This window comes from Devosia yakushimensis, from assembly GCF_030159855.1.
GTDB classification, from domain to species: domain Bacteria; phylum Pseudomonadota; class Alphaproteobacteria; order Rhizobiales; family Devosiaceae; genus Devosia; species Devosia yakushimensis.
The window spans coordinates 1,272,887-1,285,864 of record NZ_BSNG01000001.1 but is presented as its reverse complement, the minus strand read 5'-3'; the positions used below and the strand labels follow the sequence as shown (position 1 = coordinate 1,285,864).

Below are 12,978 nucleotides of genomic sequence, written 5' to 3'. Positions count from 1 at the left end.
CCGTCCCCGGCTCGCCGACCTTAAACCCTAAATTCGTTTACGCGCTCGGAACAAGCGTCCAACGCTTGTTCTTGCTGATCGGCGCACATTCCTCGATCCACACGATCTCGCCGACTTTTGCCACATTGGCTTCATCATGGGCGTGATACTTCTTGGACCGACGCACGGTCTTCTTCATAACCGGATGCGTGAAACGGCGCTCAACGCGCACCACGACCGTCTTATCATTGGCGTCGGAGACAACAGTCCCCTGCAAAACGCGCTTTGGCATGGTCGCGGCTCCTTACTTCGCTGCGTTCTTTTCGCCCAGGATCGTCTTGATCCGCGCGATATCGCGGCGGACCTTCTTGACCTGAGCGGGGTTTTCCAGCTGCTGGGTAGCGCGCTGGAAACGCAGGTTGAACTGTTCTTTCTTCAGGTCGACGAGCTGATCTTTCAGTTCGTCTGCGGTCTTAGCCCGCACATCACTGGCTTTCATGCTCGTGTTCCTTAGTCGGCAATGCGGGTAACAACCCGCGTCATGATCGGAAGCTTCATCGCGCCGAGGCGCAGGGCTTCCTTGGCAACGTCCTCAGGGACGCCGTCGATTTCGAATACGATACGGCCCGGCTTGACGCGGGCGGCCCAGAATTCAACAGAACCCTTGCCCTTACCCATACGCACTTCGGTCGGCTTCTTGGAAACCGGCACGTCCGGGAAGATACGGATCCATACCCGGCCCTGGCGCTTCATCTCGCGGGTGATCGCGCGGCGAGCCGCTTCGATCTGGCGAGCGGTAACGCGCTCAGGTTCGGTTGCCTTGAGGGCATACTGGCCGAATGCCAGATCGGTACCGCCCTTGGCAACGCCATGGATACGGCCCTTGTGGGCCTTGCGGAACTTGGTCTTTTTTGGTTGCAGCATAATGAACTAACCTTCTTATGCGCGTTCGCGGTCGCGATCGCCGCGCTCACGACGCGGTTCACGTTCACTGCGCTGGCCGCCCTGATCGGCGCCTTCGGTGGCGCGACGCTCATGAGCAGTCGGATCATGCTCGAGGACTTCGCCCTTGAAGATCCAGACCTTGATGCCGATGATGCCATAGGTGGTTTCGGCTTCAGCCGTACCATAGTCGATATCGGCGCGCAGGGTGTGCAGCGGCACACGGCCTTCGCGGTACCATTCGGTACGGGCGATATCGGCACCGCCGAGGCGACCACCAACGTTGACGCGGATACCACCGGCGCCCATGCGGATCGCCGTCTGCACGGCGCGCTTCATGGCGCGGCGGAAAGCCACGCGGCGTTCCAGCTGCTGGGCAATGCCCTGGGCAACCAGCGTCGCATCGGTCTCGGGCTTGCGCACTTCAACGATGTTGATGTGCACTTCGCTATCGGTGAACTTCTTCACCTTGGCGCGGATCTTGTCGATGTCAGCGCCCTTCTTGCCGATCACGATGCCCGGACGGGCAGTGTGGATCGACACGCGGCACTTGCGGTGCGGACGCTCGATGACGATCTTGCTGACGGCAGCAGCCTTGAGGTCTTCCAGAAGAGCCGTACGGATCTTCAGGTCTTCCTGCAGCAGCGTGCCATATTCGCCCTTGTTGGCGAACCAGCGGCTATCCCACGTGCGGTTGATGCCGAGGCGGAAGCCGATTGGATTGATCTTCTGGCCCATTATGCGGCCTCCTCAACTTGCCGCACGACGATCGTCAGATGCGAGAACGGCTTTTCGATGCGCGACGACTTGCCACGACCACGAGCGGTGAACCGCTTCATGACCAGCGAGTTGCCGACAAAGGCTTCAGCAACGACCAGGGCATCGGTATCGAGGCCATGGTTGTTTTCGGCGTTCGCGATGGCGCTTTCCAGCACCTTCTTGACCTGGCCGGAGATCCGCTTGTGGCTGAATTCGAGTTCGGCCAGAGCCTTCTCGACCTTCTTGCCACGGATCAACTGCGCGACGAGGTTCAGCTTCTGAGGGCTGATGCGCAGCATGCGCAGAACAGCCTTAGCCTCGTTGTCCTTGAGAGCGCGCTCAGTTTTCGGCTTGCTCATATTACTTCCTCTTGGCCTTCTTGTCGGCCGCATGACCGTAATAGGTACGGGTCGGTGCGAATTCGCCGAACTTGTGGCCGATCATGTCTTCGGTGACGCTCACCGGGACGTGCTTCTGGCCATTGTGGACGCCGAAGGTGATACCCACGAACTGCGGCAGGATGGTCGAACGGCGGCTCCAGATCTTGACCACATCGTTGCGGCCAGACGCGAGGGCCTTCTCGGCCTTCTTGAGCATGTAGCCGTCGACAAACGGCCCCTTCCAGATTGAACGGGTCATGGCTTACCTGCCCTTCTTCACGTGACGGCTGCGAACGATGAACTTGTCCGTTGCCTTATTGCTGCGGGTCTTCTTGCCCTTGGTCGGCTTACCCCAGGGGGTAACCGGATGACGGCCACCGGAGGTACGGCCTTCACCACCACCATGCGGGTGGTCGATCGGGTTCATGGTCACACCGCGGTTGACCGGCTTGCGGCCCAGCCAACGGCTGCGACCGGCCTTGCCGAGCGAGGTGTTGGAGTGATCCTGGTTCGACACGGCACCGACGGTTGCAAGGCAGGTGCCATGCACACGACGCTGCTCGCCCGAGTTCAGGCGAAGGATCGCCCAACCCTGGTCGCGGCCGACATACTGGGCATAAGCACCAGCCGAACGGGCAACCTGGCCACCCTTGCGGGGCTTCAGCTCGATATTGTGCACGATCGTACCGACCGGCATGCGCTCGAGCGGCATGGCATTGCCCGGCTTCACGTCGACGGTATTCATCGACGAAACAACCTTGTCGCCAGCCGACAGACGCTGCGGAGCCACGATATAGGCCAGCTCACCGTCTTCGTACTTGATCAGCGCGATCCAGGCTGTGCGGTTCGGATCATATTCCAGCCGCTCGACAGTACCAACCGCATCGAACTTGACGCGCTTGAAGTCGATCAGACGGTAGGTCCGCTTATGACCGCCACCACGATGGTAGGCAGTGATACGGCCACGATTGTTGCGGCCACCGGACTTGGAGAGACCTTCGGTCAAGGTCTTGACCGGGGCGCCCTTCCAGAGTTCCGAACGGTCGGTCGTCACGAGCTGGCGACGGCCTTCGGAGGTGGGATTATAAGTTTTTAGAGCCATTTGTCTGTCTCTTGTCCCTTAGAGGCCGGTCGAAATATCGATCGACTGGCCGTCGACGAGGGTCACAACGGCCTTCTTGACGTCGTTGCGCGTACCGATGTGGCCACGGAACCGCTTCACCTTGCCCTTGCGGACGAGAGTGTTGACGGCCTTGACCTTGACCGAGAAGAGCTGCTCGACGGCAGCCTTGATCTCGGTCTTGTTGGCATCGATCGCCACGTCGAATACGACCTGGTTATTTTCCGAAGCCATCGTGGACTTTTCAGTCACGACAGGATTGCGGACGATGTCGTAAGCGCTGAGCTTGTTCATGCGAACCTCGCTTCCAGCGCTTCGAGCGCTGCCTTGGTCAGGACGAGCTTGTTGCGCTTGAGGATCGACACAACGTTGATCCCCTGCACCGGCAGCACGTCGATATGCGGGATGTTGCGAGCGGCCAGAGCGAAATTCTGGTCGACAGCGGCGCCATCGATGATCAGCGCGTTCAGCCATTCCAGCTTGCCGAAGGTGGTGCGCAGGGCAGCAGTCTTCGGAGCCGAAGTCGTGACGCTGTCCAGCACGATCAGCTCGCCTGCCTTGGCCTTGGCCGACAGGGCATGCTTGAGCGCCAGGACGCGGACCTTCTTGGGCAGGTCGATCGCGTGGCTACGCGGGGTCGGACCGAATGCACGGCCACCACCACGGAACTGGGGAGCCTTGCGATCGCCATGGCGAGCGCCGCCCGAACCCTTCTGCTTCACGAACTTCTTGCCCGTGCGCACGCCTTCCGAACGATGCTTGACATCGTGCGTACCGGCCATCGCCTTGAGCTGCTGGTAACGGACCATGCGGTGCAGGATGTCCGGACGGACCTCGAGACCGAACACGTCATCGGCAAGGGTAACCTTGCCAGCCGACTTACCGTCGAGAGTTGTAACCTGGAGTTCCATTATTTCGCTTCCCCTGCAACGTCTGCAGCGGCCTTGAACGAACCCGGGAACTGGGCGTCCTTGGGAGCAGGCTTCTTGACAGCGTCCTTGACCATGATCCAGGCGCCCTTGGCGCCGGGAACCGAACCCTGGATCATGATCAGCCCGCGCTCGACGTCGGTCTTGACGACCTTGACGTTCTGCGTGGTGATGCGACGATCGCCCATGTGGCCCGGCATCTTCTTGTTCTTGAAGGTCTTACCCGGGTCCTGACGGCCACCGGTAGAACCGATCGAGCGGTGCGACACCGACACGCCGTGCGAAGCACGCAGGCCGCCGAAGTTCCAACGCTTCATACCGCCGGCAAAACCCTTACCGATCGAAGTACCGGTGACGTCCACCAGCTGGCCTTCGACGAAATGGTCAGCCTGCAGCGTCGCCCCAACCTCGATGAGGTTGGACTCGTCGACGCGGAATTCCGCGACATGGCGCTTGGGCTCGACCTTGGCAATTGCGAACTGGCCGCGCTCTGCCTTGGTTGTGTTCTTGGCCTTGGCCTGTCCAGCGCCGAGCTGCAGCGCGACATAGCCATCCTTATCAGCGGTCCGCTGGCCCACCACCTGGCAGTTCTGCAAGCTCAGCACCGTCACAGGAACGTGCGAGCCGTCCTCTGTGAAAATGCGGGTCATGCCCAGCTTCTGTGCGATCAATCCAGAACGCATCGGTTATTACCTTCTCTCTTGGCGCGATACCGGGTCATGGTTTCAGAGGACCCTTTTGGCGGTATGCGCGGAAACTCTTCGTAGTTTAGAGCTTGATTTCGACGTCGACGCCGGCGGCGAGATCGAGCTTCATCAAAGCATCGACCGTCTGGGGAGTCGGGTCCACGATGTCCAGAAGACGCTTGTGGGTCCGAATCTCGAACTGCTCGCGTGCCTTCTTATCGATATGCGGCGAGCGGTTCACGGTAAATTTGTCGATTCGCGTCGGCAGCGGGATGGGGCCGCGAACCTGCGCGCCCGTGCGCTTGGCGGTGTTGACAATCTCGCGGGTCGAAGTGTCGAGCACGCGATGGTCAAACGCCTTGAGCCGGATGCGAATATTTTGACCGTTCATCTTGTAAATCCTGACGAAAATGGATCGCGGCGCGCGTTAATCCGCGCGCCGCGAATGTCTCAATAAGGCTTACTTCAGGATCTTCGCGACGACGCCGGCGCCGACAGTGCGGCCACCTTCACGGATAGCGAAGCGGAGCTTCTCTTCCATTGCGATCGGAACGATGAGCTGAACGTTCATGTTGATGTTGTCGCCCGGCATCACCATTTCCGTGCCTTCCGGCAGGGTCACGATGCCCGTCACGTCAGTCGTACGGAAGTAGAACTGGGGACGGTAGTTGCCGAAGAACGGGGTGTGGCGGCCGCCTTCTTCCTTGGTGAGGATATAAGCCTCAGCAACGAAGTCGGTGTGCGGGGTCACGGAACCGGGCTTGCAGAGAACCTGGCCACGCTCAACCTGCGTACGGTCGATACCACGGATCAGGGCACCAATATTGTCGCCAGCCTGGCCCGAGTCGAGCAGCTTGCGGAACATTTCGACGCCGGTAACGGTGGTCTTCTGGGTTGCCTTGATGCCGACGATCTCGACTTCTTCACCAACCTTGACGATACCGCGCTCAACACGACCGGTCACAACCGTACCGCGACCCGAGATCGAGAACACGTCTTCGATCGGGAGCAGGAAGGGCTGGTCAACCGGACGCTCGGGCTGCGGAATGTACGAGTCGACATTGCGCATCAGCTCGAGAACGGCGTCGTGGCCGAGCTTCTTGTCCGAATCTTCGAGAGCGGCCAGAGCCGAGCCCTTGATGATCGGGATATCGTCGCCCGGGAATTCATAGGACGACAGCAGCTCGCGGACTTCCAGCTCGACCAGTTCGAGCAGTTCCGGATCGTCGACCATGTCGCACTTGTTCAGGAACACGACCAGGGCCGGCACGCCAACCTGGCGGGCAAGCAGGATGTGCTCGCGGGTCTGCGGCATCGGGCCGTCAGCAGCCGACACAACCAGGATCGCGCCGTCCATCTGGGCAGCACCGGTGATCATGTTCTTCACATAGTCAGCGTGGCCGGGGCAGTCGACGTGAGCGTAGTGACGGTTCTCGGTCTCGTACTCGACGTGAGCGGTATTGATGGTGATACCACGGGCCTTCTCTTCGGGGGCCGCGTCGATTTGGTCGTACGCCTTGAAAGTCGCGCCACCGGTCTCAGCCAGGACCTTGGTGATCGCTGCGGTCAGCGACGTCTTGCCATGGTCAACGTGACCGATGGTGCCGATGTTGCAGTGAGGCTTATTGCGGGAAAATTTTTCCTTAGCCATCGCTTTTCTCCGTATTCGTCAGCCCGGAGGCCAACCTTTCGTTTCAGTTTATAGTTAGGCGTACTTGGCCTGGACTTCGTCGGCGACCGCCTGCGGAACCTGCTCGTAATGGTCGAACGTCATGGTGTACTGTGCACGACCCTGGCTCATGGAGCGCAGCGAGTTCACGTACCCAAACATGTTCGCGAGCGGAACATAGGCATTCACGACCTGGAGGACGCCACGGCTTTCAGTGCCGTGGATCTGACCGCGCCGGGAATTCAGGTCGCCGATGACATCGCCCATGTAATCTTCAGGCGTGACAACTTCAACCTTCATGATCGGCTCAAGGATCTTCGGAGCCGCCTTGCGCAGAGCTTCGTTGAAGCCTGCACGACCGGCGATTTCGAAGGCCAGAACCGAAGAGTCGACGTCGTGATAAGCGCCTTCGGTCAACGTCACCTTAACGTCCACGATCGGGAACCCGATCAACGGACCGGCCGACATGACCGACTTCACGCCCTTTTCGACGCCAGGAATGTATTCCTTAGGCACCGAACCGCCGACGACGGCGTTGACGAATTCCAGACCCTTGCCAACTTCGCCCGGCTCAACGGTGAGCTTGACGCGAGCGAACTGGCCCGAACCACCCGACTGCTTCTTGTGGGTATAGTCCACATTGGCCTGCTTGGTGATGGTTTCGCGGTAAGCCACCTGCGGCTGACCGATATTGGCCTCGACCTTGAACTCGCGACGCATACGGTCGACGAGAATGTCGAGGTGAAGTTCGCCCATGCCCGAAATGATGGTCTGGCCGGATTCTTCGTCGGTCTTGACGCGGAAGGACGGATCCTCGGCAGCCAGACGATTGAGCGCGAGGCCCATCTTTTCCTGGTCGGCCTTGGACTTGGGTTCCACCGAGATGTCGATAACCGGCTCGGGGAAAATCATGCGCTCCAGGATAACCTGCGAATTGCTGGCACAGAGGGTGTCACCAGTGGTGGTGTCCTTCAGGCCAACGATAGCCACGATGTCGCCGGCAAAGGCTTCCGTGATCTGCTCGCGGGAATTGGCATGCATCTGGAAGAGGCGACCGATACGCTCGCGCTTTTCCTTGACGGTGTTCTCCAGCATCATGCCCTGCTCGAGCTTGCCCGAGTAGATGCGGCAGAAGGTCAGCGTACCCATATGCGGGTCGTTGGCGATCTTGAAGGCCAGCATGGAGAGCGGCTCGTTGTCGTCGGCGTGACGCTCGATCGGCTCTTCGGTGCGGGCATCGATACCCTGGATAGCCGGAACGTCGATCGGCGACGGCAGGAAGTCGATAACGCCATCCAGCAGAGGCTGCACGCCCTTGTTCTTGAAGGCCGAGCCAGCGAACACCAGGAAGAACTTGGTGCCGATGACGCCCTGACGCAGCAAGCGACGGATCGTGTCGTTGTTCGGCATTTCGCCGTTGAGATAGGCTTCCATCGCGGCGTCGTCCATCTCGACGGCGGCCTCGATCATGGCTTCGCGGTACTGCTCGGCCTTTTCCTTGAGGTCGGCCGGGATTTCCACGACGTCCCACTGAGCGCCCAGCTCTTCGTTGCGCCACACCAGAGCATTCATCTCGATGAGGTCGACAACGCCCTTGAACTCGTTCTCGGCGCCGATCGGCAGCTGAACGGGAATGCCCTTGGCGCCAAGACGCGAACCGATCATTTCCACGCAGCGGTAGAAGTCGGCGCCGATCTTGTCCATCTTGTTGACGAAGATGAGACGCGGAACATGGTACTTGTCGGCCTGGCGCCAGACGGTTTCCGTCTGAGGCTCAACGCCGGCATTGGCATCCAGCAGCGCGACGGCACCGTCGAGCACGCGCAGCGAACGCTCGACTTCAATGGTGAAGTCCACGTGGCCGGGGGTGTCGATGATGTTGAAGCGATGCATCACGCCTTCGCGCGACTTCCAGAACGTGGTGGTCGCAGCCGAAGTGATGGTGATGCCGCGTTCCTGCTCCTGCTCCATCCAGTCCATGGTCGCGGCGCCGTCATGGACTTCGCCGATCTTATGGGACTTGCCGGTGTAGTAGAGGATGCGTTCAGTCGTGGTCGTCTTGCCAGCATCGATGTGAGCCATGATGCCGAAGTTACGATACAGATTGATCGGATATTCGCGTGCCATTGGGCGCTCCTACTACCAGCGGTAGTGCGAGAAGGCACGGTTGGCGTCAGCCATACGGTGCGTATCTTCGCGTTTCTTGACGGCCTGGCCGCGGCCATTGAGAGCATCCATGAGCTCGCCCGAAAGGCGCTCGCGCATGGTGTTCTCGCCGCGCTTGCGGGCGGATTCGATCAGCCAGCGAATGGCCAGGGCCTGCTGACGGTCGGCACGGACTTCAACCGGAACCTGGTAGGTGGCACCACCAACACGGCGCGAACGGACTTCAACCGCAGGGCGGATGTTGTCGAGCGCGGTGTGGAACACGGTGACCGGATCCTGCTTGCTCTTGGACTCGACGATGTCGAAGGCACCATAGACGATGCTTTCGGCAGCCGACTTCTTGCCGTCCTTCATGAGCGAGTTCATGAACTTGGTCAGGACGAGATCGCCATACTTGGCGTCCGGAATAACTTCGCGTTTTTCTGCGCGGTGACGACGGGACATATCTCGATCTCCTTACTTCGGACGCTTCGCGCCGTACTTCGAACGGCGTTGCTTGCGGTCCTTGACGCTCTGCGTGTCGAGAACGCCGCGGAGCACGTGATAACGAACGCCGGGAAGGTCACGAACGCGGCCACCACGGATCAGGACCACGGAGTGCTCCTGCAGGTTGTGGCCTTCACCCGGGATATACGAAATCACTTCGCGCTGATTGGTCAGGCGAACCTTGGCGACCTTGCGCAGAGCCGAGTTCGGCTTCTTCGGGGTCGTCGTATACACACGAGAGCAAACGCCGCGCTTTTGCGGATTTGCTTCCATGGCCGGAACCTTGTTCCGCTTTGGCTTGCTGGCGCGTGGTTTGCGGATCAGCTGATTAATGGTGGGCATTGCGCTCTTTCCATCGTCCAAAATAGTTTTCGGTCTAGACAAGCAAACCAAAACGGCGCTCATCCGATCCCTATCAGGGAATACGGCGGCGCCTTAATTGCAGCGGACCACCACCGGAAACCGGTCGCAGTCATGCGCACAAGGATTTACTTCGTCTAACTACCCGACAGTGTGTTTGAGTGTCCTGGATTCCCGCGCTAGATGGCAGGGACCCGGTGTGACATTCACGACCGACCGCTAAGGTAGGCGCTGTTTAGAACCGATGACTCGCCCCGTCAAGGATTCTTTCATGAAAAATCCGTGGTGGAGCCATGCACAGACTTGCAATGCTTTCTCATCCGTGACTAGGCGGGTGGAAATCCATGCCCGGCCCCTGCCCCATGCCGATTTTGCCGAACGGTCATTTTCGGGTCATGGCGAAACGTGTAGCATCGCCCCGCTGATCGATATCGGTCCCCATTGAACCGCCGGCCATATAGAGAGCCGGACAAGGGAGAATATAATAATGAAATTCGTTCCAATGCTCGCCGGCGCGACTCTCGCCCTGGCTCTTTCGGTATCCGCGCAAGCGCAGACGCTGACCGGCGCCAATACCGAGGACATCCTCGCGGTCGCCAAGAATTATGGCTCGGCATCGATGACCAAACAGTCCAACGGCGACCCCCAGATCACCGGCAAGATTGGCGGCGTCAGCTATCAGGTCTATTTCCGCAATTGCACCAACAACAAGAATTGCGAGGACCTGAATTTCTATCTCGGCTTCCTCGATATCAAGCCGACGCTCGAAGAGATCAACGACTGGAACTTCAACAAGCGTTTCAGCCGCGCCTATCTCGACCAGGACAAGGATGCCTGCGTGGAAATGGACCTCGACATGGTCCAGGGCATCAGCGCCGAATATCTCGATTCCCAGTTCGCGCTCTGGAAGATGGTGGTCGAGCAGTTCGCCGATCATGTCGGCTACGAGAGCTGACCGCATCGCGACATGAGCGACAACGAAAAGGGGCCGTTCGGCCCCTTTTGCATTCTGGCGTCAGGCTGCGTGCCTAGTTCAGCGTGAAGACCACGAACTGGGTAAACTGGCCGTTGGGATTGAAATTATTGTCCGAGGCAATGACCAGCGTGCGCTTGCCATCGATCTCGGGGCCGAAGGTCACGGATTCGATATTGTCGATATCGAGGTCGAAGTCCCCTTCCCCGATCTTGAACACACGCTGCTTGGCGGCCGGCTCAACGGTCTCGCCCTTGATCGAGGGTCTGCCATTGACATTGGTCGCCCCGGACAGGTCGACGAGATAGAAATTGATCTCATTGCCCAGGCCTGCGGCGAAGGAGCGTTCGACGGCGAGCAGGTGGCTGTCGTCGAACACCATGAATTCGGAGAGGCCATTGTCATTATAGGGCGGCTCGGCCGTGGCCTTGGCGTGGATTAGGCCGGTCTCGTAGATCTGCTCGGCGGTTGGCTGACCGCTGGCAATGTCGAACGAGATGATGCGCGAGGGGCTGCCCGCTTCGAGCGTCGCCTTGGCGCCATCCTGGGCCAGGGCATTTTCCGTGCCGGCCAGCACCAATGTGCCATCGGCGGAAATAGCCAGGCTTTCAAAGGCCAGGTTACCATAGATGCCCGACGAGCCATCGGCGGTCGGCTTATAGTAATCCGGCACGGCCAAGGCACGCAGGAAGCTGCCGTCCAGGCGCGATTCATAGACGCCCGGATTGCCGGCCACGTCATTCTCGGTGGTCCAGAAAATCGTGCGGGTGGCAGCGTTATAGCGGATCGACTCGGGGTCGATGCCCTTGGCCGGGAAGATATTGCCGGCGGCATCGCGCAGCAGGTGGCTGGCGACGATATCGACGCCATGCACGCCCTCGGCATCGGCCTTGAGGCGCAGGGTATAGAAGCGTGCGGGCGCATTCTGCGAGCGGTCGTCGGAGATGGCGTAATAGATGTCGGCTGCCGGATCATAGTCGAGGCCGGAAATACCGCCGAATTCCTCGCCGGCGATAGAAAGGCCGGTCGGCAGGGTGATCGAGCCGAGCAGCTCGACCTTGAACGGCGCGTCCTGGCCCAGGGCGGGCGCGGCAATCAGAGTGGCCAGGCCGATCAGGCACGGCGCTAGGATATTCTTCATGGCAAAGGCTCCTGTGAAATGGCTTGGCCGGGAAGGACTGCCCTACCCGGCCGCGCGTGGTGCGATTACTCGGCCTTGAGGAAGTCGGCGACGTCGAGCAGGATGTACTCGTTGTCGTCGGCACGGCCGGCTTCGCGGCCTGTCGAGCCGGGATAGTTGTTGTCATTGGCGACGACGATGGTGGTCGGATCGACCAGGTCGACATCTTCAATGGTCACGAAGGGGAAGGTGAAGACGCCGTCCTTGGTGCCGCGCGGCGCAATGCCATCGGGGTCCTTGATGGCCATCAGGTCGATATAGGCCAGCTTTTCCAACACGCCATTCGCATCGGCCTTTTCCAGATCGACGAGGTAGACGCGCTTGAAGGCGGCGGCTTTTTCGCGGCCATCGTCGCCTTCATTATTGTCGCGCTCGATGATCAGCCCGCGGGTGCCATCGATGATGTTGAAATCGCCGATCGCATGGGTGGCGTCTTCGAGCGGATAGTAGCGGATCTTGTCGTTCCAGCTCGCGCCGGCGACATCGAATTCCAGCATGCGCAGGACCGGCTTGCCGTCGATGAGTTCGAGGGCCTTGGCCTCTTCGTCGTAGAACGGCTTTTCCAGCAGCGGATAAAGTGTCTTGCCATCCATCGACTGCGCCATGCCCTCGTAACCGCCCGAACGGCCGGTATTGACGCCGGTTACCACGGCGCCAGCAGCCGGGGTCGAGACGAACTGGTTGTCCGGCGACTTGTAGTCCACACCGCCCGGATTGGTGGCGACGACCTGCAGCACCACGCCATCGGCATCAACTTCGATCAGCCAGGGGCCGAACTCGTCGCCAATCCAGTAATGGTCGCCCACCGGCTGGATGGATTCGGGATCGAAATCGGCGCCGGTGAGGTAGCGGCTGTCGCTATGCTCGGTGACGATCGGGAACGGCACGACGCGGTTGGGATCCTTGAGGAACACGGTGCGTTCGATGCCGACTTTGCCGGTTTCCCAATCCATCTTCATGATGTTGAACATCAGCATGGCGTCGGAGGAATTGGCCTTGTTGCCGAAGCCGTTGTCGGTCAACAGCAGGAAGCGGTCATCGCCCAGCGAACGGATGCCGGACATGCCCTGCACGGGCTGGCCGGGGAATGGCATGGCAATGCCTGATGCCGGATTGGCCCAGCCATAGGGCGTCTCGACGCGGGTGCCGGAGGTAAAGCGCCCCGACATGGAGAGGCCATAGGGCGCATCAGCCGGAGCGGGCACGAAAGTCTGCGCCGGAAGCTGGGCATGCGCCTTGAGCGTGGCGTCGAATTGGGTCTGGGCGAAGGCGGAAGTCGAAAGCATCGCGACGGCAAGCGCGGCAAGCAGCGTCATCTTGGTCATGGATCGTCTCCGGAAAGGGAAGCG

At 60.0% G+C, this 12,978-nt stretch carries 18 protein-coding genes; 1 reads left to right on the top strand and 17 read right to left on the bottom strand.

The window, feature by feature from the left end; genetic code table 11:
• Window positions 1-37: 37 nt before the first annotated feature.
• The 15 genes from rpsQ to rpsL all read right to left on the bottom strand — a co-directional run bounded on the left by rpsQ (window position 38) and on the right by rpsL (window position 9,458).
• Window positions 38-271, bottom strand: coding sequence for a 30S ribosomal protein S17 (rpsQ, locus tag QQL79_RS06340; protein WP_284389003.1), 234 nt, complete (start codon window positions 269-271; stop codon window positions 38-40).
• A 12-nt stretch (window positions 272-283) separates the two neighbouring features.
• Window positions 284-478: a 50S ribosomal protein L29 gene (gene rpmC, locus QQL79_RS06335; protein WP_284389001.1), complete on the bottom strand. Its 195-nt coding sequence runs from the start codon at window positions 476-478 to the stop codon at window positions 284-286.
• A gap of 11 nt (window positions 479-489) precedes the next feature.
• Complete coding sequence (rplP, locus tag QQL79_RS06330) at window positions 490-903, bottom strand: 50S ribosomal protein L16 (RefSeq protein ID WP_035102630.1); 414 nt, start codon at window positions 901-903, stop codon at window positions 490-492.
• Window positions 904-918: 15 nt separating this feature from the next.
• Window positions 919-1,659 carry a 30S ribosomal protein S3 gene (gene rpsC / locus QQL79_RS06325; protein ID WP_284388999.1) on the bottom strand — a complete coding sequence of 247 codons (741 nt, stop codon included), beginning with the start codon at window positions 1,657-1,659 and terminating at the stop codon, window positions 919-921.
• Entirely contained in the window at window positions 1,659-2,039 is a 381-nt protein-coding gene (gene rplV / locus QQL79_RS06320; RefSeq protein WP_284388997.1) for a 50S ribosomal protein L22, read from the bottom strand. Before rplV ends, rpsC begins: the two co-directional genes overlap by 1 nt.
• A gap of 1 nt (window position 2,040) precedes the next feature.
• Window positions 2,041-2,319: a 30S ribosomal protein S19 gene (rpsS, locus tag QQL79_RS06315; RefSeq protein WP_240229335.1), complete on the bottom strand. Its 279-nt coding sequence runs from the start codon at window positions 2,317-2,319 to the stop codon at window positions 2,041-2,043.
• 3 nt (window positions 2,320-2,322) lie between these two features.
• Window positions 2,323-3,162 carry a 50S ribosomal protein L2 gene (gene rplB, locus QQL79_RS06310; protein WP_284388992.1) on the bottom strand — a complete coding sequence of 280 codons (840 nt, stop codon included), beginning with the start codon at window positions 3,160-3,162 and terminating at the stop codon, window positions 2,323-2,325.
• A gap of 18 nt (window positions 3,163-3,180) precedes the next feature.
• Complete coding sequence (locus QQL79_RS06305; RefSeq protein ID WP_284388991.1) at window positions 3,181-3,474, bottom strand: 50S ribosomal protein L23; 294 nt, start codon at window positions 3,472-3,474, stop codon at window positions 3,181-3,183.
• A complete protein-coding gene (gene rplD / locus QQL79_RS06300) occupies window positions 3,471-4,091 on the bottom strand; it encodes a 50S ribosomal protein L4 (protein WP_284388989.1) in 621 nt (206 codons plus the stop codon). Before rplD ends, QQL79_RS06305 begins: the two co-directional genes overlap by 4 nt.
• The gene (gene rplC / locus QQL79_RS06295) at window positions 4,091-4,792 is read right to left on the bottom strand and encodes a 50S ribosomal protein L3 (RefSeq protein ID WP_284388987.1); all 702 of its coding nucleotides are present in this window, start codon (window positions 4,790-4,792) and stop codon (window positions 4,091-4,093) included. The genes rplD and rplC overlap by 1 nt, the downstream gene beginning before the upstream one ends.
• An 85-nt stretch (window positions 4,793-4,877) precedes the next feature.
• Entirely contained in the window at window positions 4,878-5,186 is a 309-nt protein-coding gene (rpsJ, locus tag QQL79_RS06290; protein WP_035080820.1) for a 30S ribosomal protein S10, read from the bottom strand.
• 69 nt (window positions 5,187-5,255) lie between these two features.
• Window positions 5,256-6,446, bottom strand: a complete 1,191-nt coding sequence (gene tuf / locus QQL79_RS06285; RefSeq protein ID WP_284388980.1) for an elongation factor Tu — start codon at window positions 6,444-6,446, stop codon at window positions 5,256-5,258.
• Between the two features lie 54 nt (window positions 6,447-6,500).
• On the bottom strand, window positions 6,501-8,591 hold the full coding sequence (gene fusA, locus QQL79_RS06280) for an elongation factor G (protein WP_284388979.1): 2,091 nt from the start codon (window positions 8,589-8,591) through the stop codon (window positions 6,501-6,503).
• A 12-nt stretch (window positions 8,592-8,603) separates the two neighbouring features.
• The gene (gene rpsG, locus QQL79_RS06275; RefSeq protein ID WP_284388977.1) at window positions 8,604-9,074 is read right to left on the bottom strand and encodes a 30S ribosomal protein S7; all 471 of its coding nucleotides are present in this window, start codon (window positions 9,072-9,074) and stop codon (window positions 8,604-8,606) included.
• Between the two features lie 12 nt (window positions 9,075-9,086).
• Complete coding sequence (gene rpsL, locus QQL79_RS06270; RefSeq protein WP_035080811.1) at window positions 9,087-9,458, bottom strand: 30S ribosomal protein S12; 372 nt, start codon at window positions 9,456-9,458, stop codon at window positions 9,087-9,089.
• 505 nt (window positions 9,459-9,963) lie between these two features.
• On the opposite strand from rpsL, the gene QQL79_RS06265 reads away from it, so the two are divergent.
• On the top strand, window positions 9,964-10,431 hold the full coding sequence (locus tag QQL79_RS06265) for a YbjN domain-containing protein (protein ID WP_284388975.1): 468 nt from the start codon (window positions 9,964-9,966) through the stop codon (window positions 10,429-10,431).
• Window positions 10,432-10,504: 73 nt separating this feature from the next.
• Here the strand turns inward: QQL79_RS06265 and QQL79_RS06260 are convergent, their stop codons facing one another.
• On the bottom strand, window positions 10,505-11,590 hold the full coding sequence (locus QQL79_RS06260; protein WP_284388973.1) for an esterase-like activity of phytase family protein: 1,086 nt from the start codon (window positions 11,588-11,590) through the stop codon (window positions 10,505-10,507).
• Window positions 11,591-11,655: 65 nt separating this feature from the next.
• Window positions 11,656-12,954: an esterase-like activity of phytase family protein gene (locus QQL79_RS06255; RefSeq protein ID WP_284388970.1), complete on the bottom strand. Its 1,299-nt coding sequence runs from the start codon at window positions 12,952-12,954 to the stop codon at window positions 11,656-11,658.
• Window positions 12,955-12,978 lie beyond the last annotated feature (24 nt).

Excerpts from the sequence above, each read along its gene's own strand:
- rplC (WP_284388987.1), bottom strand. The coding sequence starts at position 4,792 with ATGCGTTCTGGATTGATCGCACAGAAGCTGGGCATGACCCGCATTTTC.
- rplD (WP_284388989.1), bottom strand. The coding sequence starts at position 4,091 with ATGGAACTCCAGGTTACAACTCTCGACGGTAAGTCGGCTGGCAAGGTT.
- QQL79_RS06305 (WP_284388991.1), bottom strand. The coding sequence starts at position 3,474 with ATGAACAAGCTCAGCGCTTACGACATCGTCCGCAATCCTGTCGTGACT.
- rplP (WP_035102630.1), bottom strand. The coding sequence starts at position 903 with ATGCTGCAACCAAAAAAGACCAAGTTCCGCAAGGCCCACAAGGGCCGT.
- QQL79_RS06255 (WP_284388970.1), bottom strand. The coding sequence starts at position 12,954 with ATGACCAAGATGACGCTGCTTGCCGCGCTTGCCGTCGCGATGCTTTCG.
- rpsG (WP_284388977.1), bottom strand. The coding sequence starts at position 9,074 with ATGTCCCGTCGTCACCGCGCAGAAAAACGCGAAGTTATTCCGGACGCC.
- QQL79_RS06265 (WP_284388975.1), top strand. The coding sequence starts at position 9,964 with ATGAAATTCGTTCCAATGCTCGCCGGCGCGACTCTCGCCCTGGCTCTT.
- fusA (WP_284388979.1), bottom strand. The coding sequence starts at position 8,591 with ATGGCACGCGAATATCCGATCAATCTGTATCGTAACTTCGGCATCATG.
- rpsL (WP_035080811.1), bottom strand. The coding sequence starts at position 9,458 with ATGCCCACCATTAATCAGCTGATCCGCAAACCACGCGCCAGCAAGCCA.
- rplB (WP_284388992.1), bottom strand. The coding sequence starts at position 3,162 with ATGGCTCTAAAAACTTATAATCCCACCTCCGAAGGCCGTCGCCAGCTC.
- rplV (WP_284388997.1), bottom strand. The coding sequence starts at position 2,039 with ATGAGCAAGCCGAAAACTGAGCGCGCTCTCAAGGACAACGAGGCTAAG.
- QQL79_RS06260 (WP_284388973.1), bottom strand. The coding sequence starts at position 11,590 with ATGAAGAATATCCTAGCGCCGTGCCTGATCGGCCTGGCCACTCTGATT.
- rpsS (WP_240229335.1), bottom strand. The coding sequence starts at position 2,319 with ATGACCCGTTCAATCTGGAAGGGGCCGTTTGTCGACGGCTACATGCTC.
- rpsQ (WP_284389003.1), bottom strand. The coding sequence starts at position 271 with ATGCCAAAGCGCGTTTTGCAGGGGACTGTTGTCTCCGACGCCAATGAT.
- tuf (WP_284388980.1), bottom strand. The coding sequence starts at position 6,446 with ATGGCTAAGGAAAAATTTTCCCGCAATAAGCCTCACTGCAACATCGGC.
- rpsJ (WP_035080820.1), bottom strand. The coding sequence starts at position 5,186 with ATGAACGGTCAAAATATTCGCATCCGGCTCAAGGCGTTTGACCATCGC.
- rpsC (WP_284388999.1), bottom strand. The coding sequence starts at position 1,659 with ATGGGCCAGAAGATCAATCCAATCGGCTTCCGCCTCGGCATCAACCGC.
- rpmC (WP_284389001.1), bottom strand. The coding sequence starts at position 478 with ATGAAAGCCAGTGATGTGCGGGCTAAGACCGCAGACGAACTGAAAGAT.